The 26672-nt window shown below is 66.9% G+C and carries 26 protein-coding genes and 1 tRNA gene; 8 read left to right on the top strand and 19 right to left on the bottom strand.

The genetic code is table 11. From position 1 onward, the window contains the following. Positions 1–70: 70 nt before the first annotated feature. Entirely contained in the window at positions 71–649 is a 579-nt protein-coding gene (gene phaP1, locus AB4Z48_RS17490; protein ID WP_441616117.1) for a TIGR01841 family phasin PhaP1, read from the bottom strand. A gap of 398 nt (positions 650–1047) precedes the next feature. Between phaP1 and AB4Z48_RS17485 the strand changes: the two genes are divergently transcribed. The 5 genes from AB4Z48_RS17485 (at position 1048) to pbpG (ending at position 5600) form a co-directional block, all read left to right on the top strand. Further along, positions 1048–2001: a histone deacetylase family protein gene (locus AB4Z48_RS17485; RefSeq protein ID WP_441616115.1), complete on the top strand. Its 954-nt coding sequence runs from the start codon at positions 1048–1050 to the stop codon at positions 1999–2001. Beyond that, positions 1998–2903 carry a DMT family transporter gene (locus tag AB4Z48_RS17480; RefSeq protein WP_441616113.1) on the top strand — a complete coding sequence of 302 codons (906 nt, stop codon included), beginning with the start codon at positions 1998–2000 and terminating at the stop codon, positions 2901–2903. The genes AB4Z48_RS17485 and AB4Z48_RS17480 overlap by 4 nt, the downstream gene beginning before the upstream one ends. Before the next feature lie 20 nt (positions 2904–2923). Beyond that, positions 2924–3376 (top strand): acyl-CoA thioesterase, encoded by a 453-nt coding sequence (locus AB4Z48_RS17475; protein ID WP_441616111.1) that lies wholly within the window; start codon positions 2924–2926, stop codon positions 3374–3376. Positions 3377–3402: 26 nt separating this feature from the next. After that, a complete protein-coding gene (locus AB4Z48_RS17470) occupies positions 3403–4104 on the top strand; it encodes a nitroreductase (protein WP_441616109.1) in 702 nt (233 codons plus the stop codon). Between the two features lie 287 nt (positions 4105–4391). Then, positions 4392–5600, top strand: a complete 1209-nt coding sequence (gene pbpG, locus AB4Z48_RS17465; RefSeq protein ID WP_441616107.1) for a D-alanyl-D-alanine endopeptidase — start codon at positions 4392–4394, stop codon at positions 5598–5600. A gap of 121 nt (positions 5601–5721) precedes the next feature. Here pbpG and AB4Z48_RS17460 read toward each other — a convergent pair whose 3' ends face one another. From AB4Z48_RS17460 to AB4Z48_RS17450, 3 genes are all read right to left on the bottom strand, one after another. After that, positions 5722–7134: an FAD-binding oxidoreductase gene (locus AB4Z48_RS17460; protein ID WP_441616105.1), complete on the bottom strand. Its 1413-nt coding sequence runs from the start codon at positions 7132–7134 to the stop codon at positions 5722–5724. A gap of 29 nt (positions 7135–7163) precedes the next feature. Next, entirely contained in the window at positions 7164–7892 is a 729-nt protein-coding gene (locus tag AB4Z48_RS17455; RefSeq protein ID WP_441616103.1) for a FadR/GntR family transcriptional regulator, read from the bottom strand. A 99-nt stretch (positions 7893–7991) separates the two neighbouring features. Continuing rightward, on the bottom strand, positions 7992–8777 hold the full coding sequence (locus AB4Z48_RS17450) for an IclR family transcriptional regulator (protein ID WP_441616101.1): 786 nt from the start codon (positions 8775–8777) through the stop codon (positions 7992–7994). Positions 8778–9016: 239 nt separating this feature from the next. On the opposite strand from AB4Z48_RS17450, the gene AB4Z48_RS17445 reads away from it, so the two are divergent. From AB4Z48_RS17445 to AB4Z48_RS17435, 3 genes are all read left to right on the top strand, one after another. Beyond that, a complete protein-coding gene (locus AB4Z48_RS17445) occupies positions 9017–9742 on the top strand; it encodes a (Fe-S)-binding protein (protein ID WP_441616099.1) in 726 nt (241 codons plus the stop codon). A gap of 73 nt (positions 9743–9815) precedes the next feature. Continuing rightward, entirely contained in the window at positions 9816–11228 is a 1413-nt protein-coding gene (locus AB4Z48_RS17440) for a LutB/LldF family L-lactate oxidation iron-sulfur protein (RefSeq protein WP_441616097.1), read from the top strand. Continuing rightward, entirely contained in the window at positions 11225–11500 is a 276-nt protein-coding gene (locus AB4Z48_RS17435; RefSeq protein ID WP_441616095.1) for a hypothetical protein, read from the top strand. The genes AB4Z48_RS17440 and AB4Z48_RS17435 overlap by 4 nt, the downstream gene beginning before the upstream one ends. 102 nt (positions 11501–11602) lie before the next feature. Here AB4Z48_RS17435 and AB4Z48_RS17430 read toward each other — a convergent pair whose 3' ends face one another. The 15 genes from AB4Z48_RS17430 to AB4Z48_RS17360 all read right to left on the bottom strand — a co-directional run bounded on the left by AB4Z48_RS17430 (position 11603) and on the right by AB4Z48_RS17360 (position 26556). After that, the gene (locus AB4Z48_RS17430; protein ID WP_441616094.1) at positions 11603–12397 is read right to left on the bottom strand and encodes an ABC transporter ATP-binding protein; all 795 of its coding nucleotides are present in this window, start codon (positions 12395–12397) and stop codon (positions 11603–11605) included. Position 12398: 1 nt separating this feature from the next. Beyond that, positions 12399–13292: an ABC transporter permease gene (locus AB4Z48_RS17425; RefSeq protein ID WP_441616092.1), complete on the bottom strand. Its 894-nt coding sequence runs from the start codon at positions 13290–13292 to the stop codon at positions 12399–12401. Between the two features lie 161 nt (positions 13293–13453). Then, entirely contained in the window at positions 13454–14425 is a 972-nt protein-coding gene (locus AB4Z48_RS17420; protein WP_441616090.1) for an ABC transporter substrate-binding protein, read from the bottom strand. Positions 14426–14707: 282 nt separating this feature from the next. Beyond that, positions 14708–15766, bottom strand: a complete 1059-nt coding sequence (locus AB4Z48_RS17415; protein ID WP_441616088.1) for an aldo/keto reductase — start codon at positions 15764–15766, stop codon at positions 14708–14710. Positions 15767–15856: 90 nt separating this feature from the next. Continuing rightward, a complete protein-coding gene (locus AB4Z48_RS17410; RefSeq protein ID WP_441616086.1) occupies positions 15857–16891 on the bottom strand; it encodes a quinone-dependent dihydroorotate dehydrogenase in 1035 nt (344 codons plus the stop codon). A gap of 107 nt (positions 16892–16998) precedes the next feature. Next, on the bottom strand, positions 16999–17841 hold the full coding sequence (locus AB4Z48_RS17405) for an arginyltransferase (protein WP_441616084.1): 843 nt from the start codon (positions 17839–17841) through the stop codon (positions 16999–17001). A 91-nt stretch (positions 17842–17932) separates the two neighbouring features. Beyond that, positions 17933–18685: a leucyl/phenylalanyl-tRNA--protein transferase gene (aat, locus tag AB4Z48_RS17400; protein ID WP_441616082.1), complete on the bottom strand. Its 753-nt coding sequence runs from the start codon at positions 18683–18685 to the stop codon at positions 17933–17935. Between the two features lie 58 nt (positions 18686–18743). Then, positions 18744–19328: an NUDIX hydrolase gene (locus tag AB4Z48_RS17395; RefSeq protein ID WP_441616080.1), complete on the bottom strand. Its 585-nt coding sequence runs from the start codon at positions 19326–19328 to the stop codon at positions 18744–18746. A 193-nt stretch (positions 19329–19521) separates the two neighbouring features. Continuing rightward, positions 19522–19597, bottom strand: a tRNA-Met gene (locus AB4Z48_RS17390). 127 nt (positions 19598–19724) lie between these two features. Further along, positions 19725–20477, bottom strand: a complete 753-nt coding sequence (locus AB4Z48_RS17385) for an RES family NAD+ phosphorylase (protein ID WP_441616078.1) — start codon at positions 20475–20477, stop codon at positions 19725–19727. Further along, complete coding sequence (locus AB4Z48_RS17380; protein WP_441616076.1) at positions 20437–20850, bottom strand: MbcA/ParS/Xre antitoxin family protein; 414 nt, start codon at positions 20848–20850, stop codon at positions 20437–20439. Before AB4Z48_RS17380 ends, AB4Z48_RS17385 begins: the two co-directional genes overlap by 41 nt. 134 nt (positions 20851–20984) lie before the next feature. Continuing rightward, a complete protein-coding gene (gene boxA / locus AB4Z48_RS17375) occupies positions 20985–22232 on the bottom strand; it encodes a benzoyl-CoA 2,3-epoxidase subunit BoxA (RefSeq protein ID WP_441616074.1) in 1248 nt (415 codons plus the stop codon). A 95-nt stretch (positions 22233–22327) separates the two neighbouring features. Next, complete coding sequence (gene boxB, locus AB4Z48_RS17370; protein WP_441616072.1) at positions 22328–23764, bottom strand: benzoyl-CoA 2,3-epoxidase subunit BoxB; 1437 nt, start codon at positions 23762–23764, stop codon at positions 22328–22330. A gap of 48 nt (positions 23765–23812) precedes the next feature. Next, entirely contained in the window at positions 23813–25504 is a 1692-nt protein-coding gene (gene boxC / locus AB4Z48_RS17365; protein WP_441616070.1) for a 2,3-epoxybenzoyl-CoA dihydrolase, read from the bottom strand. A 113-nt stretch (positions 25505–25617) separates the two neighbouring features. After that, positions 25618–26556 carry a helix-turn-helix transcriptional regulator gene (locus AB4Z48_RS17360; protein WP_441616068.1) on the bottom strand — a complete coding sequence of 313 codons (939 nt, stop codon included), beginning with the start codon at positions 26554–26556 and terminating at the stop codon, positions 25618–25620. Positions 26557–26672: the final 116 nt, after the last annotated feature.

The following is a 26672-nucleotide window of genomic DNA, read 5'->3' as shown; positions in this document are numbered from 1 at the left end:
CGCACTGGACGGTCCAGCGGCGCTTTGCCAACGAACCGGCCGAAGCCGGTTCGTCTACCGTGCGCGCTGCTTAGGCGGCGGTCGGAGCCTTCTTGGTCGCGGTGCGAGCCGTGGCGCTGGCTTGCTGGGCGGCCTTGGTGGCGGCCGAAGCGGCTGCCTGGAAGTTGCTTTCAGCAATTTCAACAGCCTGCTTGGTGGCCTTCTGGACCGACTCGTAGGCGTTGTTGGCGGCGCTGATCGCCGACTTCACGATGGCCACGGTCGATTCCGAACCGGCCGGTGCATTCTTGGCGAGGTTCTCGACCAGGGATTGCACCTTCTTCGAGTTTTCGGCCAGTTGGGCTTCAGCCACCTTGGTGAATTCCGACTGGGTTTCCGAAGCGATTTCGTACAGGTGACGGCTGTAGGCCAGGGTCTTTTCTGCGACCGGCTGCACCAGCGAAGCCTGGATGGCCAGGAATTCCTGGGGGTCCTTGGCGGACAGCGCCTTCTTGGCGTTGTCGACGTTTTCGGCGAAAGTGGCCTTGACCACTTGCAGGTTCAGTTCGACCAGCTTTTCAACGCCTTCGAAGGCCTTGGTGGTCAGGCCAACCAGGGTTTCCAGATTAGCTTTTTGCGCCGCGGCGACTTGTTCCGGGGTGAAGTTCATGCGAGTCTCCAAAAATGAAGTTCAAGATCATGCAAAATTAGGCCGCCCAGATGTCAAAGCCATGACGAACAACAACTTTTCGTCTGCCAGCCCCAGGCGTTGGGGGTTATCGGCGCGTTCCGTTTGCCTGGCAAACTCGGATGGTGCGCCGCAACAATTCCTATTCTAGGGGAAAGAAATCGGGTGTCAAGCGCTTCTTGTGCATTGCACAAAGAAGTTTCGCTGAACCCATCGGCAAGTAGCAGAAGGGTCACGCCGGCTGGTCATATCGTGAGGTGCTGCCGCCACTTGCCGATCGTTCTGCGCGGACGCCCGGGGCGGGGCGGTGCTACCATCGCGGTCTGCCGGAATCGCTGCCTGTGTCGATGCAACCGGTCGTCCGCCGCCGGTTTCCCTTCATGCTTGCCTTCTACGCTGATCATTTCGTCCTGCCCCTGCCCGAGGGCCACCGCTTCCCGATGTGCAAGTACAGCATGCTGAGGGAGGCGGTCGTGCGCGACGTTGCCGGGCTGGCGCTGGTCGAGGCGCCGCGTGCCGGGGACGACGCCCTGTTGCTGGCGCACACACGCGAATATGTCGATAGCGTCTCGCGCGGGCAGCTCGATGCGGCGCGCCAGCGCGAGATCGGCTTCCCATGGTCGGAGGCGATGGTGGAGCGTTCGCGGCGCTCGGCCGGCGCCACCATCGAGGCCTGCCGCACCGCGCTGCGCGAGGGCATTGCCGTCAACCTGGCCGGCGGCACGCACCATGCCTATGCCGACAAGGGCGGCGGATTCTGCGTCTTCAACGATGCCGCCATCGCCGCGCGCCAGCTGCGCCGCGATGGCCTCGTGACACGCGTGGCGGTGGTGGACCTGGATGTGCACCAGGGCAATGGCACCGCCTCCATCCTGCGTGATGACCCTTTCGTCTTCACGCTCTCGCTGCACGGCGAGAAGAACTACCCCTTCCGCAAGGAAGCGAGCGACCTCGACGTGGGCCTGCCAGACGGCTGCGACGACGACGCCTATGCCGAGGCGCTGCAAGGTGCGCTCGATACGCTGTTCGCGCGCTTCGCGCCGGACCTGATCATCTATCTCGCCGGCGCGGATCCGCATGAGGGCGACCGTCTCGGCCGCCTCAAGCTGACGCTCGCCGGCCTGGCCCGCCGCGACACCCTGGTGTTCGATGCCGCCCTGCGACGGGGCCTGCCCGTAGCCGTGGCCATGGCCGGCGGCTACGGCAACCATATCGAGGACACCGTGGCGGTACACGCACAAACCATCGGGCTGGCGGCCCGGTATCAAGCGCGCTATGCGGCGCGCCCGAACCCGGCCACCGCCGGTGGCATTGCGCAGGCGGTCTCCCGATGAGCGCCGGCAGCCAGGCCGGCGCGCTGCGCGGCACATTGTGGGTGGCGGCCATGCCTTGGCTGTTCGTCGTCATCTGGAGCACCGGCTTCATCGTGGCGAAATACGGCATGCCGCATGCGGAGCCCATGACCTTCCTGTTCCTGCGCTTTGCCGGCGTCCTGGTGCTGATGGTGCCCTTCGTGGTGGCGGCGCGGGTGCGGCTGCCGCGCCGCGGCGGCGCCACTGACTGGCGCATGGTGGGGCATATCGCGCTGGCCGGCCTGTTCCTGCAGGCGGGCTACCTGGGCGGCGTATGGGCTGCGGTCAAGCTGGGCATGCCGGCGGGGGTGTCGGCGCTGATCGTCGGCATGCAACCGGTCCTGACCGCGGTGGCGGCCGCGCGCATGGGCGAGACCATTCGCCGGCGGCAATGGCTGGGGCTGCTGCTCGGCCTCGCCGGCGTCGGCCTGGTGGTGGCCAACAAGCTCACCGCCACCGGCTTGTCCGTGCCGAGTCTGCTGCTGGCGGTGGGGGCGCTGTTCTCGATCACCTTCGGCACGCTCTACCAGAAGCGGTACTGCCCGGTATTCGACCTGCGCATGGGTTCCGTGATCCAGTTTGCCGCGGCTGCGCTGGCCTGCCTGCCGTTCATGTTCCTGACCGAGACGCGCCATGTCGATTGGAATGCCGAGATGATCTGCGCGCTGGCCTGGTCGGTGGTGGCGCTGTCCATCGGCGCCATCTCGCTGCTCTTCCTGCTGATCCGCCAGGGCGCGGCCACCAAGGTGTCGAGCCTGATGTACCTCACGCCGCCCACCACGGCCGCCATGGCGTGGCTGCTGTTCGGCGAGAGCTTTCCGCCGCTGGCCGCGCTTGGCATGGCCCTCGCCGCCGGCGGCGTAGCCCTGGTGATCCGCCGCTAATCCCTCCATACCGTGCCCCGATGAAGCCGAACGCCGATCTCCGCAGCGCCTATCGCCACTTCCAGCCGATCACCACGCGTTGGATGGACAACGATGTCTATGGCCACGTCAACAACGTCATCTACTACAGTTATTTCGATACCGTCGTGAACACCTACCTGATCCGGCAGGGCGTGCTCGACATCGAAGCTGGCGAAACCATCGGGCTGGTCATCGAGACGCAGTGCAATTATTTCTCCGCACTGAGTTTCCCCGACACGGTGGTGGCCGGGCTGCGCGTGGCGCGGCTGGGCAATTCGAGCGTGCGCTACGAGGTCGGCCTGTTCCGCAACGACGAAGAGATTGCCGCCGCGCAAGGGCATTTCGTCCATGTCTATGTGGACCGCGCCACGCGCCGCCCGGTGCCGTTGCCGGCCGCGCTGCGCAATGCCCTGCAGGCGCTGGTGGACGAAGCGCCTGCCGCGGCGCAGTGAGACGAGGCGCAAAGGAGCCCAGGTGTATGGATTCGCAGCAGAAGCGGGATGCCATGCTGGTCGACCAGGCCATCGTCACGCGGCGCTCGGTGCGCGCTTTCCTCGATACGCCGGTGCCGCGCGAAGTGGTCAACGAGATCCTGGCCGTGGCCAGCCGCGCCCCTTCCGGCACCAACGTGCAGCCGTGGAGGGTGTACGTCCTGACCGGCGACGCCAAGCTCAGGCTGTCGGCCGACGTGCTCGCCGCCTATGACGATCCGCAGCGCGACAGCAAATACCGCGAGGAATATCCGTACTATCCGCGCGAGTGGGTCACGCCCTATATCGACCGCCGCCGCAAGGTCGGCTGGGACCTGTACAGCCTGCTGCAGATCAGCCGCGAGGACAATGCCCGCATGCGTGCGCAGCATTCGCGCAACTTCACGTTCTTCGGCGCGCCGGTGGGCATGATCTTCACCATCGATCGCATCCTGGAGCAGGGCAGCTGGCTGGACTACGGCATGTTCCTGCAAAGCATCATGGTGGCCGCGCGTGCGCGCGGCCTGGATACCTGTCCGCAGGCTGCGTTCACCCAGTTCCATGCGGTCATTGCCCGCCACTTGCGGCTGACGGCGGACGAAATGGTGGTCTGCGGCATGTCGCTGGGCCATGCCGACCCGGCGGCCATAGAGAATACCCTTAGTACGGAGCGTGAACCGGTAAGCGAGTTCGCGCGTTTTCTTTCTTGAGGAGCAGATAGCAGAGTAACCGTCGTGTATCGATGCAGTGCGCAACCCGTTTTTTCCGGTCGCCGGATGCCTTCTCGATCCGGGCTGGCGTGGTGCGTGCTTGCGGTGGAATTACCACAGTCCGAGTCGGGCGAGCGCCACGTGTTGTGTGATGTCTGACCCGCTTTTTTCATAATGTGGAATTGTTTGCAAATCGAACTTTAAAGAGGCTTCGTAAGTCTTTAATCTTGCTAACAATTTCTTTTTTTCCTAAACTGGCGCCATCCTAGCTGCGCGCTGAATGAATCATGTTCCGGTCTGATTCCACCCTATTCTCCAGATTCTTCGGCTCTGTCCCTCTGACGACGGTAGCGGCTTCCATGCTGCTGACCGTCTCCATGCTGGCCGCCCCCACGGTCGATGCCGCCACCAAATCGGAAACGGCACAATCCAGCAAAAAGTCGACAAAAGTCTCCAAGTCCGAAAAAAAATCGGCAAATTCCTCTAAATCCAAGCAGGCTGCCAGCACTGCCGAGCGCGTTACCACGCGCAAGGTGGTCGTGCTCAGGAACGGCAAGCGCCATGTGATCGCACAACGCCAGGCGATGCCGGTGCATGCGGCGTTCACGCCGGCCAAGCCGTCGCTCGGCGAGGCGCTCGGCCTGCGCAACACGGAAGATGCGCTGGCGCTGCGTTCCAGCGTGGCGCTGGTGATGGACCAGAGCACCAACGAGGTGCTGTTCCAGAAGAATTCCGCTGCGGTCCTGCCCATCGCCTCCATCACCAAGCTGATGACGGCACTGGTCGTGATGGACTCGCACCTGCCGATGGATGAAGTCCTCACCATCAGCGAAGACGATCGCGACAACGAGAAGCACAGCAGCTCGCGCCTGCGTTTCGGCACGCAGCTCAGCCGCCAGGAACTACTGCTGCTGGCGCTGATGTCTTCCGAGAACCGTGCTGCATCCGTGCTGGGCCGCAGCTACCCGGGCGGCTTGCCGGCCTTCGTGCAGGCGATGAACCGCAAGGCGCGCGAGCTGGGCATGAACGACAGCCACTTCGTCGATTCCAGCGGTCTGTCGAGCAGCAATGTCTCGAGCGCGGTAGACCTGGTGCGCATGGTCAACGCGGCCTACCGCAATCCCACCATCCGCGAGTACTCCACGCAGACCGAGCATGAAGTCAATGTGCTTGGCCGCACCCAGCACTACGTCAGCACCAACCGCCTGGTGCGAGGCGGCAACTGGGAGATCGGCCTGCAGAAGACCGGTTTTATCTCCGAGGCTGGCCAGTGCCTGGTGATGCAGGCGCGCGTGAACGGCCGCAACGTGGTGATGGTGTTCCTCGATTCGGTGGGCAAGCTCTCGCGTTTCGCCGACGCAACCCGCGTGAAGGACTGGCTGGAGCATTCGCCCTCCAGCCCGGCCCGCCCTTTCCCAACCTCGCCCAACCTGACGCAAGGGACGCCCAACAGCCCCCAGGCGGTTCTGGCCGCCCAGCAGCCTCGTGGCATCTGATGGCGGCCCCGGAGTGAGCGGCCAGGCGGCGAGCCTGGCCATCGGTCCGCGCAATTCGAAGAACAAAAAACGCGCCGGTGACGGCGCGTTTTTTGTTGGGTAGCGCACGCGGGCAGGGCGCTCAGAGCAGCTTGCCGGGATTCATGATGCCGGCCGGATCGAGCAACTGCTTGATGCCCTGCATCAGGCGCAGCTCCAGCGGATCCTTGAGGCGCAGGAAATCATCGCGCTTGAGCTGGCCGATGCCGTGCTCGGCGCTGATGCTGCCGCCGTAGCGCGCCACTTCGTCCAGCACCTCGGCGCTCAGCGCCTTGCCGTGCACGGCCGCCCAGTCGCGCTCGGCGCCGGCGGGACGCGACAGGTTGTAGTGGAGGTTGCCGTCGCCGAAGTGGCCGAAGATAAACGGGCGGATGCTGGGGCTGAGCGCCTTCAGGCGCGTCTCCATCGACACCATGAACGCCGGGATCTGTTCGATCGGCAGCGAGACATCGTGCTTCAGGTGCGGGCCGTCGGCACGCTGCGCCTCCGAGATTTCCTCGCGCAGTTTCCACAAGCCTTGCAGCTGCGCGAGCGAGGCCGAAACCGCCGCGTCCAGGCACAGTTCGCGCTCCAGCGCTTCGCCAATCACGCGTTCGAGCAGCGCGTTGAGCGCCTCCTCGTCGGTGGTGTCCGCCAGTTCCACCAGCACGTAGGCCGGATAGCGCTGGCCGAACGGTTCCTGGACGCCTTCGGCATGCCTGAGGACCAGGTCGACGCAATCGCCGGTGAAGAACTCGAACGCCTGCAGGCGCGCGCCGCATTGTTCAAAGAGCAGCTCGAACAGCGCGAGCGACTGCTGCGGCGACGCCACCGCGGCCAGCACCACTGAGCGTGCATCGGTGCGCGGGAACAGTCGCAGCGCGGCGGCCGTGATCACGCCGAGCGTGCCTTCCGAACCAATCAGCAATTGCTTGAGGTCATAGCCGGTGTTGTCCTTGCGCAAGGCGCGCAGCCCATGGAAGATCTCGCCGTTCGGCAGCACGGCTTCCACGCCCAGCACCAGCTCGCGCGTCATGCCGTAGCGCACCACGTTGACGCCGCCGGCGTTGGTCGCGAGGTTGCCGCCGATCTGGCAGGAGTCCTCGGCCGCCAGGCTGAGCGGCAGCAGGCGATGGGCCTCGGCCGCCGCGCGCCGCAGGTTGCCGAGAATGCAGCCGGCTTCGGCCACCATCGTGTTGGCGATGGTGTCGATCGAGCGGATTGCATTCATGCGGTCCAGGCTCAGCACGACGTTGGCGGGGCTGCTGTCCGGCGCGGCGCCTCCGCACAGCCCGGTATTGCCGCCGCGCGGCACCACCGGCACCGCCGCCTGCTGGCACAGTGCCAGGCAGCGCGCCACGTCATCCGCCGAGCGCGGCCGTACCACGGCCTGAGCGTTGCCACGGTAGAGGCCGCGCCAGTCGGCAAGCCAGGGCGCTACCTGGTCAGGCTCGGTGGCGACCACGTCGGGGCCCAGGGCTTCGACCAGGCGGGGCAGGAAAGCGGGATTTTGCATGGTGGTTCAATCCGGTAGGACGGCGCGGCTCAGGCCGCTGGATGGGATGGATTCGGGATGCGCGATGCGATCGGCAGGCCCAGCCGTACGGCCGCGCCTTGCAGGTGCGATACCGCGGCCGCGCACGCGCGCCCGGCGTCGCCTGCGCGGATGGCATGGAAGATGGCCAGGTGTTCCTGGTGGACCTGCTCCGACAAGCCTTCCTGCTGGCGCGTATTGAGCCGCGCCGCGTGCACGGCCTGGTGCAATTGGAGGTTCAGGTATTGCAGCAGCTGCAGGTAGTAGGGATTGTGCGTGGCCGCCGCGATTGCCACATGGAAGGCCGTATCGGCTTCTACGCTGCGGTGCGGGTCGTGCAACTGCGTGGCAAGCTGGTCGAGCAGCGCCTGCATGTGCGTCAAGTCTGCCGCGGTGCGCCGCTGCGCGGCCAGGGCCGCGGCGGCGCTCTCCAGGTCGAGCCGCAGCTCGTAGATGCTGGCAAGCTCGTCGCGGTCCATGCCGATTTCCTGCGGCAGCCGGAAGCCGGCGTTGCCGACACGGGACAACACCGTGCTGCCGAGCCCCTGACGGCTTTCCACCAGTCCCTGCGAGCGCAGGTGCTCCGTGACTTCGCGAATCACGGCGGGGCTGACGCCGTAGCGCTCTGCGAGCTGCTTGCCCGAGGGCAGGCGGGCGCCGACGGGATGGATTCCGTCCGCGATCTCCGCGCGCAATTGCTGGGTGACCTGTTCGGTAAGCGTAATGGCCTTGGTTCGCATGCCCCGCAGCATACGGCTATTCAGGTTATCTGAAAACCACGGGTAAACCCTTTAAAGACGCGAGGCAGTGCTTCGGGAGAACCCTCGCGCCGCCCGGGATCAGGCTGCCACGTCGGTTGCGTAGCCCATGCCGCGCGAGATCTGCAGCGCGGTGTCCTTCAGGTTCTGCAGCCAGCTGTCCTGCAGGCGGTCGGCGGGGGCCGACAGCGACAGGCCGGCGACCAGCCGGCGCGAATCGTCATAGATGCCGGCTGCGATGCAACGCACGCCGAGCTCGAGTTCCTCGTTGTCGCGTGCGTAGCCGTTGGTGCGCACCCAGTTGAGCTCGCGCTCGAGCTTGACCGGGTCGGTGATGGAGGTACGCGTATGGCCGGCCAGGCCAGTACGGGTGGCATAGTTGCGCACCCGGCTAACCTCGTCGGCCGCCAGGAACAGCTTGCCGACCGAAGTCAGGTGCAGCGGCGCGCGTCCGCCAATGGCGCGCACCACCTGCATGCCGGAGCGTTCGCTGTAGGCGCGCTCGATGTACACGATCTCGTCGCCCTGGCGCACCGACAGGTTGACGGTCTGTCCCGTCACGCGATGCAGCGCGCGCATCGGTGCCAGCGCCGCGTCACGTACCGACAGGCGTGCCTTGACCAGGTTGCCAAGTTCCAGCAGCCGCATGCCGAGCCGGTAGCTGCCGGGATCGGAGCGATCGACGAAGCGGCAGGCCACCATATCGTTGAGGATGCGGTGCGCGGTGGAGGGATGCAGGCCAGTGGCCAGCGACAGCTCCTTCAGGCTCACGGGATCGGCATGCTGCGCCAGCGAGTCCAGCAGGGTCATCATGCGCTCGATGACCTGGATGGACGTCTTGCCGGGTTCTTTCTCTGCTTCTGCCATGGGGAAATGTTGCCGTGCGGCAAATTAAGCGGTTGCCTGATTCTATCTCGCATTGTGAAAATTTCAATAGGTGAAATGCGATTGCCGCACGAAACCTCGCATTCCGCGGCCGGCGCGCATCGCCGCAGACGTTTGCGCAAGCTGGCAAATTTACCCGCGTGCCATCCAGCCGAGGGATGCGCCGCGGTGCGCGAAAGCGCATAATTGCGACGTTTCGGGGTCTGGAAAAAAGGGAAACAATGCGAGTTGGCCTGTTCGCCACCTGTCTGGTGGACCTCATGCGTCCGGAGATCGGCTTTTCGGTGCTGAAGCTGCTGGAGAAGGCGGGATACGAAGTGATGGTCCCCGAGGCACAGACCTGCTGCGGGCAGCCTGCCTACAATTCTGGCGAGCGCGCCGTGGCGCGTGACCTGGCGGAGAAATTCCTGCGCGAGTTCGAGATGTTCGACTACGTGGTGATCCCGTCCGGCTCGTGCGGCGGCATGGTGCTGCATCACTATGCCGACCTGCTGCGCGACGACCCGGAGCTCAACGGCCGCTACGAAACCCTGCGCGCCCGCGTGTTCGAGCTGACCGACTTCCTCGTCAACGTCGCCCGGCTGGGCGAGTTCGATTCGAAGTTCGCCGGCCACATCACTTACCACGATTCCTGCTCCGGGCTGCGGGAGCTGGGCGTCAAGAGCCAGCCGCGCGCCTTGCTGGCGCAACTGCCCGGCGTGCAGCTCAGCGAGATGAAGGACTGCGAGGCGTGCTGCGGGTTCGGTGGCACCTTCTCGGTCAAGTACGGCAACATCTCGACCGCCATCGTCGACGAGAAGTGCGCCAATATCAAGGCCAGCGGCGCCGATGCCGTGGTGCTGGGCGACCTGGGCTGCATCCTGAATATCGAAGGCCGCCTGCGCCGCACGGGCGATACGCGTACCCAGGTCCTGCATATCGCGCAGGTGCTGGCCGGCGACGCCTGAGCGCCGCCGCCTGACGACAGACCTCAGACCGACCTCAGACCGACCTCAGACAGACTTCAGCGAGATCCCCGCTATGCAAGTTCGCAGCATGGAATTCAAGGCGCGCGCGGGCCAGAAGCTGGCCGACCAGCGCCTGCAGCAGAACCTCAAGAAGCTCTCCACCAAGTTCGTCACGGCGCGCGCCGACGCGATCCGCGACATCGACTTCGATGCCACGCGCGAAGCGCTCAAGGAGCGCCGCAACCGCGCGCTGGACAACCTCGACGTGTGGCTCGCCACCTTCGAGGAAAACGCCACCCGCCGCGGCGCTACCGTGCTGTTTGCCGAGACCACCGCCGACGCCGCGCGGCTGGTCGCGGAGATCGCGCAGAAGCACGGCGTGAAGAAGGTCATCAAGAGCAAGTCGATGGTGACCGAGGAGATGCGCCTGAACCAGGTGCTCGGCGAGATGGGCGTGCAGAGCATCGAGACCGATCTTGGCGAGTACATCCTGCAGATCAACGATGCCGAGCCGCCCTCGCACATCATTGCGCCGGTGGTGCACAAGGACAAGGAAGAGATCGCCGACCTGTTCGCCCGGGTCCACCACAAGCCACGCCTGACCGATATTCCCGAGATGACGCGAGAGGCGCGCGAAGTGCTGCGCCCGGAATTCCTCTCGGCCGACATGGGCGTGACCGGCGGCAATTTCATCATCGCCGAGACCGGCTCGGTGGCCGTGGTGACCAACGAGGGCAACGAAGGCATGTGCACGGTGATGCCGCGCGTGCACGTGGCCGTGACCGGCATCGAGAAGGTGCTGCCCACGCTGGAAGACCTGGCCACCGTGATGCGCCTGCTGCCGCGCTCGGCCACCGGCCAGGCGATCTCCAACTATTTCTCGCTGCTCACCGGCCCGCGCGCCGAAGGCGAGCGCGACGGCCCGGAGCATATGTACTTCGTGCTGGTCGACGGCGGGCGCAGTGGCCTGATCGGCGGCGAGTTCCAGGAGATGCTGCGCTGCATCCGCTGCGGCGCCTGCATGAACCACTGCCCGGTCTACCAGAAGATCGGCGGGCATGCCTACGGCTGGGTCTACCCCGGGCCGATGGGCAGCGTGCTGACGCCTAGCTATGTCGGGCTGAACAATGCGCTGGACCTTCCGCAGGCGGCTACGCTGTGCGGCGAATGCAACCGCGTTTGCCCGGCCTCGATCCCGCTCTCGGACCTGCTGCGCAAGCTGCGCGAAAAACAGATGGAGCGCGGCCTGCGGCCCTGGCAGGAGCGGCTCGGCCTGAAGGCCTGGGGCTACGTGGCCAGCCGGCCAGGCCTCTATGCTTTCGCCACCCGCATCGGCGCGCGCTTGCTGGCGCGCATGGGCGGCAGCAACAAGCTGATCGCCAGCCTGCCGATGGCTGGCCGCGGCTGGACCGAAACCCGCGACATGCCGGCCCCCGGCGGCCGCACGTTCCGCGAACTCTACAAGGAAAGGAGGGCGCGCCGATGAGTGCTTCTACAGGAAATTCGACAGCACTGGCGGGCATGCGCGCGGCGCTGGAGCAGCATCTGGGCGGCTCGCTGGGCGCCGACGCACTGGTGCGCGCCTGGCGCGAAGCCGCGCCCGCGCTGACGCTGCCGCCCGTGTTCGGGCAGGCGATGGAAGAACTGCTGCGCAGGCTGGAGATGTCGGCCGTGTTCGCGCAGGACAGCTGCTCATTCTCGAGTTCGGCGGTGACCGACCAGATGAAGCGGTGGCTGGACAAGGCGGCTACCGTCTGAGCATCGGCGTCGCCGACCCTGCCATCGCGCACCGGAAGGGAAAAAGCAAAAGGCCCCCGCCGGGAATGGCGGGGGCCTTTTGCATTCGTGCCGGAGCGGGGATCAGCTCAGCAGCAACGCATCGTCATCGAGCTGCTCATGCCGCGTCTGCTCGAACATGCGCAGCAGATCCGGCACGTCGAGCCCGGCACGCTGTTCGCCGGAGACGTCGAGCACCACTTGTCCCTGGTGCAGCATCACCGTGCGCTGGCCGTAGTCCAGCGCCTGTCGCATGCTGTGCGTGACCATCATGGTGGTGAGCTTGCTCTCTTCCACGATCTTGGCGGTCAGCTCCAGCACGAAGGCGGCGGTCTTGGGATCCAGCGCGGCGGTGTGCTCGTCGAGCAGCAGGATGCGCGAGGGCTGCAACGAGGCCATCAGCAGGCTGACCGCCTGGCGCTGGCCGCCCGAGAGCAGGCCGATACGGTCCGTCAGGCGGTTTTCCAGGCCCAGGTTGAGCAGGCGCAGCTTGTCGCGGAACAGCTCGCGCGAGGGCTTGTTGAGCGCTGCGCGGAAGCCGCGGCGGCTGCCGCGCGCCATGGCCAGCGCCATGTTTTCCTCGATCGTCAGCGCCTCGCAGGTGCCCGCCATCGGGTCCTGGAACACGCGCGCCACCAGGGGAGCGCGGTCCCAGGCCGGCTTGCGGGTGACATCGACGTCATCGATGGTGATGCGCCCCGTGTCCACCATCTGGTCGCCACTGATGGCGTTGAGGAAGGTCGACTTGCCGGCGCCGTTGGAGCCGATCACGGCCACGAACTGGCCGGTCGGGATATCCAGGCTGAGGCCGCGCAGGGCGCGCGTCTCGATCGGGGTGCCGGGATTGAAGGTGAGTTTCAGGTCTTGTGCGCGCAGCATCTCAGGCACCTCCCTTGCGGCCGAACAGCTTCTTGCGGGTGCCCGGCAGCACCAGGGCGCCGGTGACCAGCACGGCGGTGACCAGGTTCAGGTCTTGCGCCTTGAGGCCGATGAACTCGCTGTTGAGCGCGAGCGCGATGAAGAAGCGGTACAGGATGGCGCCCAGCACCACGGCCAGCGTGGTGTACACCAGCCGGCGCGCCGGCAGGATGCTTTCGCCGATGATCACCGCGGCCAGGCCGATCACGATAGTGCCTATGCCCATGGAGATGTCGGAGCCGCCCTGGGTCTGCGCGAACAGCGCGCCCGCCAGTGCCACCAGGCCGTTGGACAGCGCCATGCCGGCCAGCGTGGCGCGGCCGGTGGCGATGCCCTGGGAGCGCGCCATGCGCGGGTTGGCGCCGGTGGCGCGCATGGCCAGGCCGAGCTGCGAGGAGAAGAACCAGTCGAGGCCGAGCTTGGCCACGATCACCACGACCAGCAGCAGTGCGGGGCGCAACATGTAATCCGGCAGCCAGTCAGGCTGCAGGATGGTGAAGATGGTGGATTCGGTGATCAGCGGCACATTGGGCTTGCCCATGATGCGCAGGTTGACCGAGTACAGCGCGATCATCATCAGGATACTGGCCAGCAGGTCCATGATCTTGAGGCGCACATTGAGCCAGCCGGTGACGAAGCCGGCAAAGGCGCCCGCCACGATCGCCAGCGCGGTGGCCACGAAGGGATCCTGGCCCGCGGCAATCAGCGTGGCCGCCACGGCGCCGCCCAGCGGGAAGCTGCCGTCGACGGTCAGGTCGGGAAAGTTGAGGATGCGGAAGGAAATCAGCACCCCCAGGGCGACGAGGCTGAAGATCAGGCCGATCTCCAGTGCACCCAGGATGGAAAAGAGGGACATGGGGAAATCCAGTTGCTGTTTCCGGCACGGGGGGCCGGATCTGAAACGCCTGGCGCGCCGCCCGGATCAGGCGGCGCGCCACGGGCGTTCCGGGGCGGGCCCGGGTAAGGCCGGCGGCGGGGCCAACCGCGCGCCAGGGCGCGCGGGGTCAGCGTGCCGTATTACTTGATGACGGTCTTCGCTTCCTTGATCAGCTCGGGCGACAGCGTCACGCCTTGCTTTTCGGCCGCGCCGGTGTTCACGAACAGTTCGAGCTTGTCGCTGGTCTCGGAGGCGATCGCGCCGGGCTTCTCGCCCTTCAGGATGCGCACCACCACCTTGCCGGTCTGGTGGCCGAGGTCGCCGTAGTTGATGCCCAGGGCCGCGATGGCGCCGCGCTTCACGCTGTCGGTGTCAGCCGCCACCAGCGGGATCTTCGATTCGTTGGCGACCTTGACCAGGGCTTCGTACGCCGACACCACATTGTTGTCGGTGTTGGTGTAGATCACGTCGACCTTGCCGATCAGGCTCTTGGCGGCGGCGCCGATGTCAACCGTGCGCGGTGCGGCGGCTTCCTTGAGCGCCAGGCCGTCCTTGGCCAGCAAGGCCTTCAGTTCCTTGACCACCACCACCGAGTTGGCTTCGCCCGGGTTGTAGACCATGCCCACGGTCTTGACCTTGGGCACCACGCGCTTGATCAGCGCAACCTGGCGGTCCAGCGGCAGCTTGTCCGACACGCCGGTCACGTTGGTGCCCGAAGCGCCCCAGCCCTTCACCAGCTGGGCAGCGACCGGATCGGTCACGCCGGAATACACCACCGGCACCGACTTGGTGGCGGCAACCACGGACTGGGCCGACGGCGTCGCGATGGCAACGATCACGCTGGGCTGGTCGCCGACGAACTTGCGGGCGATCTGGGCGGCGGTGCCGGTGTTGCCCTGCGCGCTCTGGTATTCCCACTTCAGGTTCTTGTCGGCGTCGTAGCCGGCGGTCTTCAGTTCGTCGCGCACGCCATCACGGATGGCGTCGAGCGCGGGGTGGTCGACGATCGAAAGCACCTTGACGGTCTGGGCCTGCACGGCGCCGCCGTACAGCAGCGCGAGGGCGACGGCGCTGCCCAGGATGGTCTTGGTCGATGTCTTCAGGCACTTCATGGTCTTGTTCTCCCCCGGATATGGGTTCTGGGTGGTAAGCCGCTGTTCGTTGTTGCCGATCAGGCTCGGTCCGCCGTCCTGACTGGCCGCCGACCGGATCCGGTCGGCACGGGCCAGCCGCTCCGTGGCGTGGCGAGCCGCCTGGCGGCGGGCAGGCGCCTCGCTGCGGCGCCACGGTTGCGACGGCGATAAGCCTGCGAGGATACCATTTTCGCCGCGCGATTTGCCCGGTTTGCCCCGTTCTAGTGCGTCGGTGGGGAGCAAGCCGGGCGCGGCAGGGGCTTACTGGGCAGGGTTGTGGATCGCGGCGTGGATGCGCTCGATACCCGCGGCGATGTCTGCCGAAAGCGGCACCTGCCAGGCATCGATGTTCTCGCGCAGTTGTTCCACCGAAGTGGCGCCGACGATCGTGCTCGCCGCGAACCAGCGCGAGTAGGTCCAGGCCAGCGCCAGCGTGGCCGGCGAGATGCCGTGTTCGCGCGCCAGCTTCACGTAGCGGGCCGAGGCGGCCAGGCTGTCCGGGCGCAGGTAGCGCGGGCTCCACTCGGGCGGGAAGCGCGTCAGGCGTCCCTGGGCCTGCGTGTCGAACACCGGCTGCTCGGGCGTGCCGCCGATGTATTTGCCGGTCAGCTGGCCGAAGGCCAGCGGGCTGTACACCAGCAGGCTCACGTCGGTGCGGAAGCAGGCCTCGTCCGTGCCTTGCTCGAAGCTGCGATTGAGCAGGTTGTACGGATTCTGGACGGTGGCGATGCGCGGCAGGCCGTGCAGCTCGGCCTGCTTGACGAACTCCGCCACGCCCCACGGCGTCTCGTTGGACACCCCCACGTAGCGGATCTTGCCGGCGCGCACCAGCTCGCCCATGGCTTCGAGCTGGGCCTGGACCGACGCGCATTCGCGCTCCTTGGCCGGGTCGAACTGCTTTTGCCCGAAGATCGGCGCGTTGCGGGCCGGCCAGTGGATCTGGTAGAGATCGATGTAGTCGGTCTGCAGGCGCGCCAGCGAGGCGTCCACGGCGGCGCGGATGCTCTCCGGCGTCAGGTCGCCGCCATTGCGGATCCACGGCATGCGCGCCGGGCCGGCGACCTTGGTGGCCAGCACGATGCGGTCGCGCTGCTGGCGCTTGAGCCAGCTTCCGACGATGCGCTCGGTGCTGCCGTAGGTCTCGGCGCGCGGCTTGACCGGGTACATCTCGGCGGTATCGATGAAGTTGATGCCGCGCGACACGGCGTAATCGAGCTGGTCGTGGCCTTCGGCTTCGGTGTTCTGCTCGCCGAAGGTCATGGTGCCGAGGCAGATGCGCGAGACCTGCAGGTCACTGCGGCCCAGACGGATGGTTTCCATGGCGTTCCTTGTCACGCTGAGGGTGGGGTGGACGAGTGCGAGGCGCAGACGATACGGCTACGGCAGTATGCCGGCGTGCGGCCGTGCGCGTCAGGCGCGCAGCGCGTCCGCGCATTCCTTGACCAGTGCCGGCCCGCGGTAGATCAGTCCGCTGTACACCTGCACCAGTTGCGCGCCGGCGGCGATCTTGGCGCGTGCGTCGGCGCCGCTGAAGATGCCGCCCACGCCCACGATGGGTACCGCGTCGCCGACCACCGCGCGCAGGCCTTCCACCACGCGCGTGGAAGCCGCGAACACCGGCCGGCCGGACAGGCCGCCGGCTTCCTCGCCGTGCGGCATGCCCTTGACCGCGTCGCGCGCGATGGTGGTGTTGGTGGCGATCACGCCGTCGATGCGGTGGCGGACCAGGGCGTCGCCGATATTGCCGATCTGGTCGGCATCGAGATCGGGGGCGATCTTGAGCGCCAGCGGCACATAGCGCTTGTGCTGGTCGGCCAGGCGCTGCTGCGCGTCCTTGAGCGTGGAGAGCAGGCTGTCCAGCTCGCTCGCGCCCTGCAGCTGGCGCAGGTTCTTGGTATTGGGCGAGGAGATGTTGACCGTGACGTAGCTGGCGTGCGGATAGACGCGCTCCAGGCAGTGCAGGTAGTCGTCCACCGCACGCTCGATCGGGGTGTCGGCGTTCTTGCCGATGTTCAGGCCCAGCACACCGCCCCTGGCTTTCCATTCGGACGCATTGACGTTGGCGATGAAGGCGTCCACGCCGCCGTTGTTGAAGCCCATGCGGTTGATCAGCGCATCGGCCTGCGGCAGGCGGAACATGCGCGGGCGCGGATTGCCGGCCTGCGCGCGCGGCGTCACGGTGCCCACCTCGATAAAGCCGAAGCCGAAGGCGGACAGCCCGTCGATATAGGCGCCATCCTTGTCCAGCCCGGCGGCCAGGCCGACAGGGTTGGGGAAGCGCACGCCCATCACGGTGCGCGGGTCGTCGGCGATGGTGTTGCCGAGGCAGCCCGCCAGCCCCAGGCGTTTGGCGCGCCGCAGGTTGTTCAGGGTGAAGTGGTGGGCATCCTCCGCATCCATCGAAAACAGGGCGGGGCGAAACAGGGGGTAGAGCGCGTTCAGCACGGGGAGTCAGCTTGGAAGTCGGGACCAGGCCGGCATTGTAACGGTTGAGCCGCCACCAGGCCTGCCGGGCCTGCCGGGTTTGCACAACGCCGCAGGCCGGCGCCTGGCTACCGGCCGGGCAGGTTCTCGCTTGCGCCGTCCTCGTCGCCGGGCTGCGACGGGATCACGGGTGCCGCCGTCGGCGAGCCCGGTGGCGCAGGGACGGGCGGCGCGTCGAACGAGCGCCACTGGTTGCCGGTCAGCACCTGGAGCGGCTGGTAGCGCGCCTTGTAGGCCATCTTGCGGCTGTCGGCGATCCAGTAGCCAAGGTAGAGATGGGGCAGGGCGAGTTCCCGCGCCTGCCGGATCTGCCACAGGATGTTGTAGGTGCCATAGCTGGCGCCCGTCTCCAGCGGATCGTAGAAGGTGTAGACCGAAGACAGTCCGTCGTCGAGCACGTCGATCATGCTGACCATGCGCAGGCGCCCGGCCTGCGGCGAGCCCGGCGGCTCGCGGAACTCCACCAGGCGGGAGTTGACGCGGCTTTGCAGCAGGAACTGCTCGTACTGGTCGCGGCTGTCCTGGTCCATGCCGCCGCCGGCGTGGCGCATCGACTGGTACAGCAGATATAGCGCGTAGTGCTCTTCGACGTAGGTCAGCGGCGCCACCAGCGCCTGCAGGTCCTGGTGCTGCCGCCAGGCGCGGCGCTGGCTGCGGTCCGGCTGGAAGCGGTCCACCAGCACGCGGCAGGGCGTGCAGGCGTGGCATTCGTCGCAGTAGGGCCGGTAGGTGAAGATGCCGCTGCGGCGAAAGCCGGCACGCACCAGCCGCGAATAGACGTCGGCATTGATCAGGTGGGCCGGGGTGGCTACCTGCGAGCGCGCCATGCGCCCGTCGAGATAGCTGCAAGCGTAGGGCGCAGTGGCGTAGAACTGCAGCGCGGAAAGGGGTAGTTCCTTTAGCTTGCTCATGTGTCTGCAACGGCCAGAGGTGAAACGGCAAGGCGGGGAAGCCGTCCGCGCCGCGCCCGCCGGGCTTGCGGCCAAGGCGCCGGGCGACCCGCTAGGCCTGGGCCGGATCCGCAGCCTGAGTCCAATGCTGCAGCACCGTCTTGTCGAAGCGCCACGGCACGATTTCCGGCTGGCGGGTGGCGATGCGCACATGCGCCGCGAACTCCGCGCGGGGAATCGGGCTGGCGCCGAGCGAGGCCAGGTGGTCGGTTTCCTGCTGGCAGTCTATCATCGCCACGCCGTGCATGCCGAGGAACGCGCATAAGGCGGCCAGTGCGATCTTGGACGCATCGGTGCGCCGCGCAAACATCGATTCACCGTAGAACATGCGCCCCAGCGCCACGCCGTACAGGCCGCCCACGCGCTCGCCGCGGTACCAGCTTTCCACGCAGTGGGCCAGGCCGTTGCGATGCAGTGCACCATAGGCGGCGATGATGTCTTCGGTGATCCAAGTGCCGTGCTGTCCGTCGCGGGGCGTGAGGGCGCAGGCCTGCATTACCTCGACGAAATCGACGTCGATGCGGATTTCCCAGTCCGGGTCGCGCAGCACGCGCTTGAGGGTCTTGCGGAAGGTGGCGGAGACGCGCAGCGCCTGCGGCGCCAGCACCATGCGGGGGTCCGTGCTCCACCACAGCACCGGCTGGCCCTCGGCGTACCAGGGGAAGATGCCTTGCCGGTAAGCCAGCAGCAGGCGCTGGGCCGACAGTTCGCGGCTGGCCGCGAGCAAGCCGGGCGCGTCCGTGCCCGGGCCGAGCGCACGCTCGACCGGCGGAAACGGATCATGCGGATCCAGCCAGGTGATCATGCAGGATTGACGGGCTTGCGGGCAGCGGGGGTTTGCCTCGGGATGGATGGACCAGGAATCAGGGCTCGACCGTGGCGCGGCTGGTAAGCGGGCGCATCGGCTTGTCGATATCCAGGCTGTGCAGGCGGAAGCTGCCGTCGGCCAGCCGGCCCGCGGCACGGTCGGCGAAGAAGCATCGCAGCGAGTGGATCACGGTGGGGAAGGCCAGTTCGTCCCACGGAACGTCCGCCTCTTCCACCAGCTTCACTTCCAGGCTTTCCTCGCCCGCGCTGATATCGAGATCCTCCAGCGTGGCCAGGTAGAACATGTGCACCTGATGGACATGCGGCACATTCAGGATCGAAAACAGTTCGCCGACCTGTACGCGCGCGCCGGCTTCCTCCAGTGTCTCGCGCGCGGCGCCCTGCGCGGTGGTCTCGCCGATTTCCATGAAGCCGGCCGGCAGCGTCCAGAAGCCATAGCGGGGTTCGATCGCGCGCTTGCACAGAAGGACCTTGTCCTCCCACACGGGAATGGTGCCGACCACATTGCGCGGGTTGACGTAATGGATGGTGCCGCAGCTCTCGCACAGGTGGCGCGGGCGCGAGTCGCCTTCGGGGATGCGCAGCACGACCGCATGGCCGCAGTTCGAGCAGAATTTCATGAGGGGCGTCCGGGAGGAATGGCGAAAGTGTATCACCGCCGACGGACGCTGCCGGGCGGTGGGATGCGCTGGGGCAGGGGGGATTCGGGAATGTCCGGATGCCGATGTAGATCGTCCGGCGCACAAAACAAAAAACGCCCGTGATGGGCGTTGTCTTGTGTCTCGACGACCGTTGCATCGAACTGCACGGCGTTGGTTGCGGGGGCAGGACTTGAACCTGCGACCTTCGGGTTATGAGCCCGACGAGCTGCCAACTGCTCCACCCCGCGTCCGTCGAAGAAAAAGATTATATGGTAATTCCTTTTGCATTGCAACACCCCAGTCACAATTTGGTGTCGGGGGGCGCAGCGGGAACGCCATGCAGGTTGGACTGCATGGCGCGGCGCGGCGCGGCGTTCACTCGCGCCGGGGCGCTGTCGCGGCCGGCAGCCAGGAGTCGGCGGGGAACTGGAAACTGTCGCGCTGCAACAGGTCGTCGCGCTGCCAGATGACGCGGTCGGGCCGCACGGTCAGCATCCAGGTGGTCGTCACGAGCGGGTGTGGTTCGGCAAAGGCGCGTGGCGTCAGGAGTGCCGCGCAGGGGCCGTGGCCGGGATCGCGCACCGAGGTATAGCGGATCATGCCGAGGCCGGCCTCGCGCGCTGAACGTGCCAGCGCATGGCAGGCATCGTAGTTGTCGGGGTCGGTCCATCTGGCCGCGTCTTCCGCGAACGGGGGCGCATCGAGTGCGATGCCGTCGGTGCGCACGCTGACCTGGAACAACGTGTGCGGACGCGCGTCGATGCGCGGCAGCGCGGGGCTGTCGCGCAGGAAGCGCCAGCGCCAGTAGCCAAGCTCGGCGCAGGCGGTGCGGATCTGCTCCGCGCCATAGAACACGCCCGGATCCTGCTCTCCACGAAAACGCGAGCCCCAGAGCGAAGGCGGGTAGCGGAACGGCGTGAACAGGAGATAGTGGAGGTGGCGCGCCTCGGCCGGCACGGCGGGCTTGCCGGCATCGAGCACGGCCTCCAGCACGGCCTGTTCTTCCAGGCTGTCGACCAGCGGCATGGTCGAGACCACGTGCTGCGCCTCCACCGCGCGCCAGAGCGTCAGCGCGAACGGCCGGCGCTCAGACGCGACCGCGGGTTGCATCCAGATAGTGGACGACACGTACCAGGCCCTCGGTAGTGCGGATCAGATCGCTCGGCTTGCCGCCGAGAGCCAGGTTTTCGTTGGCCAGCCAGAGGCGGGCCTGGTCGCTGTGGCCCAGGATGGCGTCGAGCGAGCGGAACAGGCGCACGAACAGCACGCCGAACTCCCACTCCTTGCGGTGCGAATCGAGCACGTAGCCGCCCGAAGCCATGCGCGACACCGATGCCGTGCTGATGCCCAGCACGCTGGCCACGCCTGCCTGGCTGATGCCCAGGAAGCCGGCCGCGCGCATGACGGCCTTGGTCAGGGTGGTGCCGGGATCCGGACTGGCTGCTGAGCCACGGTCAGGAATACGCTCGGATACATGGTCGGAAACTTGCCTGGTTTGCATCGCCTCGCTCCTGTTTCTTGAGAAACATTATAGGCGCCACGTTTCGCAAGGGAAGCACTAAACAACACCTTGCGGATAATCTCCCGGGAAGTCCCGGCGTGGTCCCTGCGTCTCTTGCGTACCCTGTCATTCGCTCAATAGGTCTCGATATGCAGGCGGCCCTCCGCCTTCATGGCCGCCTCCAGCTCCGGCCAGGGCAGGCCGGTGGCGGCGCAGGCGTGCGCGAACGCGTTCAGCACGCCTTCCTCCATGCCCTTGAGCCCGCAGATGTAGACATGGCCGTGCGGGTCGTTGAGCAACTCGCACACGCGCGCGCTGGCCTCGCGGATGGCGTCCTGCACATAGCGGCGGGGCTGGCCGGGATCGCGCGAAAAGGCGAAATGGATATCGAGAAAGCTCGGCGGCAACTTCATCAGCGGGCCGAAGTACGGCAATTCGCGCGCATTGCGCGCGCCGAAGAACAGCATGCGCTGGCCGGCGAAATGGTCCAGGTTGCGGCGCATCCGCTCGGTCATGGCGCGCATCGGGGCCGAGCCGGTGCCGGTGCAGATCATCATCACGCTGGCTTCGCGGTGGTTCGGCATCAGGAAGGTGCTGCCGAACGGGCCCACCACGCGCACTTCGTCGCCACGCGCCAGGTCGCACAGGAAGTTTGACGCCACGCCGGCTACCGGACGCCCTTCGTGATCCTGCAGCACGCGCTTCACGGTGAGCGCCAGGTTGTTGTAGCCGGGCCGCTCGCCGTCGCGGGGGCTGGCGATGGAATACATGCGGATGTAGTGCGGCTTGCCGGACGCATCGGTGCCGGGCGGCACGATGCCGATGGCCTGGCCTTCGAGCACGGGGAAAAAGTGCTGCCCGAAATCCAGCACGATGTGGTGGACGTCGCTGGAAGCGTCCTCGGCGGTCAGGCGGTAATTGCCGGCCACGACAGCCGCGACCGGCGCGCGCACGCCGTGCAGGTTCACATAGGGATGCGCGGCCGACCACGGCGCCCTCGGCGAGGCGTGGCGGCTGGTCTCTACCTGCTGCGCCAGCGCCTCCGGTGGCGCCACCGGCACGCCATCTGGCGCGGGCCCGTCCGGCTCCGCGGGGGCGCCCAGGTCCGCCGGCAACGGGACGCTTGCCGGCAGTTCATCCCACAGCAGCTGGGCTTCGACGGGATAGGCGTCACGCTTGGGCAGCAAACGCCAGTTGTCGATGGCGCCGGTCGGGCAGGGCGGCAGGCAGGCGCCGCAGCCGTTGCATACGTCGGCCCTGACCACGTAGTTGCGGTCGTCGTGGGTGATCGCGTCGATCGGGCAGGTGTCTTCGCAGGTATTGCAGCGTATGCAGATCTCGGGGTCGATCAGGTGCTGCTTGATGATGTCGGGGGCGCCCATCTCTTGTCTCTCTCGGTTTGGCGGCGGCGGCCGGTCTGCTGCCGCCGCTGCACCGCCCGTTTCCTGTACCGCCGGCCGGGTCGTCGCCCGGTCCGTCAGTTGAAGCGCACGTACTCGAAGTCCGCCGGCTGGCGGTTGACGCCCACCATCGGCGGCGCGATCCAGTTGGCGTACCTGCCGGGCTCGGTCACGCGCCCCATCAGCGAGGCCACGAAGGCGCGGTCTTCTTCCGTGGCCAGCCATTCACGCTCGCGGGCCTGCCATTGCGCCTCGGTCAGCAGTTCGCCGGACGGCGACACATGGACATTGGCGAAGCTGCCGATCTTGCGGTTGAAGGCCTTGTGCGGCACGGTCAGGCGGAAATCGATGCCGTGCTTCTCGATCACCTTGTTCCAGCGCGCGATGCCGCCCACGGAATCCTTGATGTAGTCATCGCGCAGCACTTCGTTGAGTGCGTTGAGCATGGGCACCTCGCGCTCGCCCAGGCGGCCGTCCCTGACGTCGAGGATGCGGTAGACATCGTTCTTCAGCACATGGTCGTCGTCGCGCTTGCCCTCCTCGAAGCGGCCCTTGAGCCCGGCGCTGTAGAAGGTGGCGGCGTTGGACGACTGGTCCGCGCCGAACAGGTCGATCGTCACGCTGTAGTGGAAGTTGAGGTAGCGCTGGATGGTCTGCAGGTCGATCACGCCGGCGGCGCGCACGTCGGCCGGATCGCGGATATCGCGCTCGCGCATGACTTCGCAGGTGCGCTGGATCACGCGCGAGACACCCGATTCGCCCACGAACATATGGTGGGCCTCCTCGGTCAGCATGAAGCGCGTGGTGCGCGCCAGCGGGTCGAAGCTCGACTCGGCCAGCGCGCATAGCTGGAACTTGCCGTCGCGGTCGGTGAAGTACGTGAACATGAAGAAGGCCAGCCAGTCGGGGGTGCGCTCGTTGAAGGCGCCCAGGATGCGCGGGTTGTCTTCGTCGCCGGAGCGGCGGCCCAGCAGGGCCTCGGCTTCTTCGCGGCCATCGCGGCCGAAATGGCGGTGCAGCAGGTAAACCATGGCCCACAGGTGGCGCCCTTCCTCCACATTGACCTGGAACAGGTTGCGCAGGTCGTAGAGCGAAGGGCAGGTCATGCCGAGGTGACGCTGCTGCTCCACCGAGGCCGGCTCGGTATCGCCCTGGGTGACGATGATGCGGCGCAGGTTGGCGCGGTGCTCGCCCGGGACTTCCTGCCAGGCCGCCTCGCCCTTGTGCTCGCCGAAATGGATGCGGCGCCCCGGGTCCGCAGGCTGCAGGAAGATGCCCCAGCGGTAGTCCGGCATCTTGACGTGCTCGAAATGCGCCCAGCCCGCAGGATCCACCGATACGGCCGTGCGCAGGTAGACGTCGTGCTGATGCGAGCCTTCCGGCCCCATGTCGCGCCACCAGTCGAGAAAGGCCGGTTGCCAGTGTTCGAGTGCGCGCTGCAGGGCGCGGTCGTCGGACAGGTTGACGTTGTTGGGGATCTTCTGGCTGTAGTCGATGCTCACGGGGGTCTCCATGTCTGCGCCGGCTTCTTGTGCGAGCCGGCTTGTAATGTCTGTGCGGGCCTACACGCGCTCGCGGTCGAAGCGGGCCTTGTTGCCGGTGCCGAATACCTTGAGGGCGCCTTGCTCGCCGACCGCGTTGGGGCGGTTGAAGATCCAGTTCTGCCATGCCGTCAGGCGGCCAAAGACGCGGGTCGCCATGGTTTCCACCGGGCCGAAGCGCAGGTTGGCCTCGAGCCCGGTCAGCGCATCGGGCGACAGGCTTGCGCGTTCCTCGATGGCGATGCGGATCTCGTCTTCCCAGTCGATGTCGTCCGGGGTGGCGGTGACCAGCCCGAGCGAGGCCGCGCTGAGCGCGTCGAGCGGCGCGCCGGCATGGCTGCGCACGGCTTCGATGGCGGCTTCGTCCTGGTAGAAGCGCGCGGCCAGGCGCGTGAGGCCGTTGGGCATCGGATAGCTGCCGAAGTTGGCGGCGCTGGCAAACAGGCGCGGCGCGTCGTCGGGCGCGTCGGGCAAATGCAGCATGTAGCTGCGATCGGCGGCCAGCGCCAGCTCCAGCAATGTGCCGGCAAAGCAGGAATCCGGCTCGATCAGGGCGAACAGGCTGCGCGAGGTGACGTCCAGGCGCGCCAGCGTGCGTCGCAGCATGCCGATGGTCTCGCGCACGAACCAGTGCCCGGCATGCGCCGCCAGCAGGGCGTCGCTGGCCAGCACCTGGCGCGGGTCGCCTTCGGTCTTGAGGATCCAGATGCCAAGGTCCAGGTGGTTGGCGCGCAGCGTGAGGATGGCGTCGTCCAGTTCGCGCGCCATCTTCAGCGGCCACCAGTCGGCCCCCGCGGCGACGATGGCTTCGATCGTCTGCGGCTGGTGTTTGCCGGGCCCGGCCACGGTCAGCGTCACCTTGCGGGCGGCGGGGTCCAGGTGGACCTGCACGGTGTCGTAGCGATAGCCGTGGGCATCCTGGCTGCGCGAGAGCGGCGTGAGCCGCACGCCGCGCTGGTTCGCGGGCCGGTCGCTGCCGGCGGCGAGCGCCAGGGCGCGCTGCTGCACGTATTCGGCGAAGCGGGCCGGCTTGACCACTTCATCGACCAGCTTCCAGTCGCGCGCGCGTTGCCCGCGCACCCCTTCGGTGGTGGTGCAGAAGATGTCGGCATGATCGCGCCGCACCCGGCGCTTGTCGGTGACGCGCGTCAGGCCGCCGGTACCGGGCAGCACGCCCAGCAGCGGCACCTCCGGCAGGCTGACGGCCGAGGCACGGTCGTCCACCAGCACGATCTCGTCGCAGGCCAGCGCCAGCTCGTAGCCGCCGCCCGCGGTGGTGCCATTGCAGGCGGCGATGAACTTCAGGCCGGAGTGGCGGCTGGCGTCCTCGATGCCGTTGCGGGTCTCGTTGGTGAACTTGCAGAAATTCACCTTCCACGCATGGGACGACTTGCCGAGCATGAAGATATTGGCGCCGGAGCAGAAGATGCGGTCCTTCGCGCTGGTGAGCACCACCGTGCGCACCTCGGGGTGTTCGAAGCGGATGCGCTGCAGGGCATCGTGCAGTTCGATGTCGACGCCGAGGTCGTAGGAATTCAGCTTTAAGGCGTAGCCGGGGCGCAGCCCGGCGTTCTCGTCCACGTCCATGGCGAGCGTGGCGACCGGGCCGTCGAAGGTCAGTTTCCAGTGGCGATACTGGGCCGGGTCGCGTTCGAACGTGACCGGTGTTGCCTGGTCACCGGATGGGGATGCGGACGCAGCGGTGTCGGACATCGTGGTCTCCTGTATGCATTATATTTTTGATCACCTTGTGCGATGAAATATAGTGCATTGAGACGCACGGCGCAATCCCGGGTCAGCCTTAGGCCGGCCGCGCACGCGCATGCTCAGGCGCCGATCAGCCGGAGTTGCGCGCGCAGCGTTTGCAGGGACGCGGCCGGATCCTGGCCGCTGGTGTCGATCGTCAGGTCGGCGCGGGAATAGAGTGGCGTGCGGGCCTGCAGGATGCGGCGCAGGTCGGCCATGGCTTCGCGGTTGCCTTCCATCGGCCGCATATCGCCCTGCGCCACCACGCGCGCCATGTGTTCCTCGGCCGAGGTTCTTACCCACACGGTGTAGCAGCGCGCCAGCAGCAGGTTGAACGTCGACGGCTCGGAGACCAGGCTGCCAGGCGTGGCGAGCACCATGCGGTCGTTGTCGCGCAGCACGCGTTCCAGCGCGCGCATTTCATAGCGGCGGTACGCGGCCTGGCCATAGAGCGAGTGGATTTCCGCCAGGCTGGCGCCGGCTTCCTGTTCGATGGCGCCGTTGAGTTCCACGAAGGGCACTTCCATGGCCTCGGCCAGGGCGCGTCCCAGCGTGGATTTGCCCGCGCCGCGCAGGCCGATCAGGGTGATGCGGCGGTGGCGCGCATCGTGCGATTCGGATGGCGCCAGCGCGTGGCGGCAGGCTTCGCGCACGCGCGCCAGGTCGCCCGCGGGCAGTTGCGCCAGCCATTGCACCATCTGCGCGAACTCGGCGGCCGGCTGGCCGTCCTGTGCATGGCGGTTGTCGATCTCGGCCAGCACCACCGGCAGCGGCACGTCGAGCGCGCGCGCGACCTGGCGCAGGAGCAGCACAGACGCGTTGCCGGTGCCGGTTTCCAGGTTCGCCAGGTAGCGCTCCGACACCTCGGCGCCGCGCGCCAGGTCCTTGCGCGACATGCCGCGCGCAGCGCGCAGCGAGCGGATGCGCTCGCCCAGCTGGGTCAGGTAGGGGTCGCGCTCGCCGGGGTGGCGGGCGCCGGCGGGGTCGGGGGCCAGCAGGGGGTCAGGATCGCGGCGCATGGCGGGGCGGCAAAGGAGATGATGGAAGGCCGCCGGTTGCGGCGGGGTGGCGATTATAAGCGACACATTACTCGTGTCATATAGTGCATTTCTCTGCTTGCATAATAGTCGATATG

This window comes from Cupriavidus sp. 2TAF22, assembly GCF_052115045.1.
Classification (GTDB): Bacteria; Pseudomonadota; Gammaproteobacteria; order Burkholderiales; family Burkholderiaceae; genus Cupriavidus.
Note: the sequence above shows the minus strand (reverse complement) of the source record. Positions and strands in the feature narration are given on the sequence as shown.

Coding starts and splice junctions, on each gene's coding strand:
- AB4Z48_RS17475 (WP_441616111.1), top strand. CDS start 2,924: ATGAAGCCGAACGCCGATCTCCGCAGCGCCTATCGCCACTTCCAGCCG.
- aat (WP_441616082.1), bottom strand. CDS start 18,685: ATGATCACCTGGCTGGATCCGCATGATCCGTTTCCGCCGGTCGAGCGT.
- AB4Z48_RS17455 (WP_441616103.1), bottom strand. CDS start 7,892: ATGCGAACCAAGGCCATTACGCTTACCGAACAGGTCACCCAGCAATTG.
- AB4Z48_RS17395 (WP_441616080.1), bottom strand. CDS start 19,328: ATGAAATTCTGCTCGAACTGCGGCCATGCGGTCGTGCTGCGCATCCCC.
- AB4Z48_RS17485 (WP_441616115.1), top strand. CDS start 1,048: ATGCTTGCCTTCTACGCTGATCATTTCGTCCTGCCCCTGCCCGAGGGC.
- AB4Z48_RS17450 (WP_441616101.1), bottom strand. CDS start 8,777: ATGGCAGAAGCAGAGAAAGAACCCGGCAAGACGTCCATCCAGGTCATC.
- AB4Z48_RS17445 (WP_441616099.1), top strand. CDS start 9,017: ATGCGAGTTGGCCTGTTCGCCACCTGTCTGGTGGACCTCATGCGTCCG.
- AB4Z48_RS17430 (WP_441616094.1), bottom strand. CDS start 12,397: ATGCTGCGCGCACAAGACCTGAAACTCACCTTCAATCCCGGCACCCCG.
- AB4Z48_RS17415 (WP_441616088.1), bottom strand. CDS start 15,766: ATGGAAACCATCCGTCTGGGCCGCAGTGACCTGCAGGTCTCGCGCATC.
- pbpG (WP_441616107.1), top strand. CDS start 4,392: ATGTTCCGGTCTGATTCCACCCTATTCTCCAGATTCTTCGGCTCTGTC.
- boxC (WP_441616070.1), bottom strand. CDS start 25,504: ATGTCCGACACCGCTGCGTCCGCATCCCCATCCGGTGACCAGGCAACA.
- AB4Z48_RS17440 (WP_441616097.1), top strand. CDS start 9,816: ATGCAAGTTCGCAGCATGGAATTCAAGGCGCGCGCGGGCCAGAAGCTG.
- AB4Z48_RS17425 (WP_441616092.1), bottom strand. CDS start 13,292: ATGTCCCTCTTTTCCATCCTGGGTGCACTGGAGATCGGCCTGATCTTC.
- boxA (WP_441616074.1), bottom strand. CDS start 22,232: ATGGGCGCCCCCGACATCATCAAGCAGCACCTGATCGACCCCGAGATC.
- AB4Z48_RS17480 (WP_441616113.1), top strand. CDS start 1,998: ATGAGCGCCGGCAGCCAGGCCGGCGCGCTGCGCGGCACATTGTGGGTG.
- boxB (WP_441616072.1), bottom strand. CDS start 23,764: ATGGAGACCCCCGTGAGCATCGACTACAGCCAGAAGATCCCCAACAAC.
- AB4Z48_RS17380 (WP_441616076.1), bottom strand. CDS start 20,850: ATGCAAACCAGGCAAGTTTCCGACCATGTATCCGAGCGTATTCCTGAC.
- phaP1 (WP_441616117.1), bottom strand. CDS start 649: ATGAACTTCACCCCGGAACAAGTCGCCGCGGCGCAAAAAGCTAATCTG.
- AB4Z48_RS17360 (WP_441616068.1), bottom strand. CDS start 26,556: ATGCGCCGCGATCCTGACCCCCTGCTGGCCCCCGACCCCGCCGGCGCC.
- AB4Z48_RS17435 (WP_441616095.1), top strand. CDS start 11,225: ATGAGTGCTTCTACAGGAAATTCGACAGCACTGGCGGGCATGCGCGCG.
- AB4Z48_RS17460 (WP_441616105.1), bottom strand. CDS start 7,134: ATGCAAAATCCCGCTTTCCTGCCCCGCCTGGTCGAAGCCCTGGGCCCC.
- AB4Z48_RS17420 (WP_441616090.1), bottom strand. CDS start 14,425: ATGAAGTGCCTGAAGACATCGACCAAGACCATCCTGGGCAGCGCCGTC.
- AB4Z48_RS17470 (WP_441616109.1), top strand. CDS start 3,403: ATGGATTCGCAGCAGAAGCGGGATGCCATGCTGGTCGACCAGGCCATC.
- AB4Z48_RS17405 (WP_441616084.1), bottom strand. CDS start 17,841: ATGAGCAAGCTAAAGGAACTACCCCTTTCCGCGCTGCAGTTCTACGCC.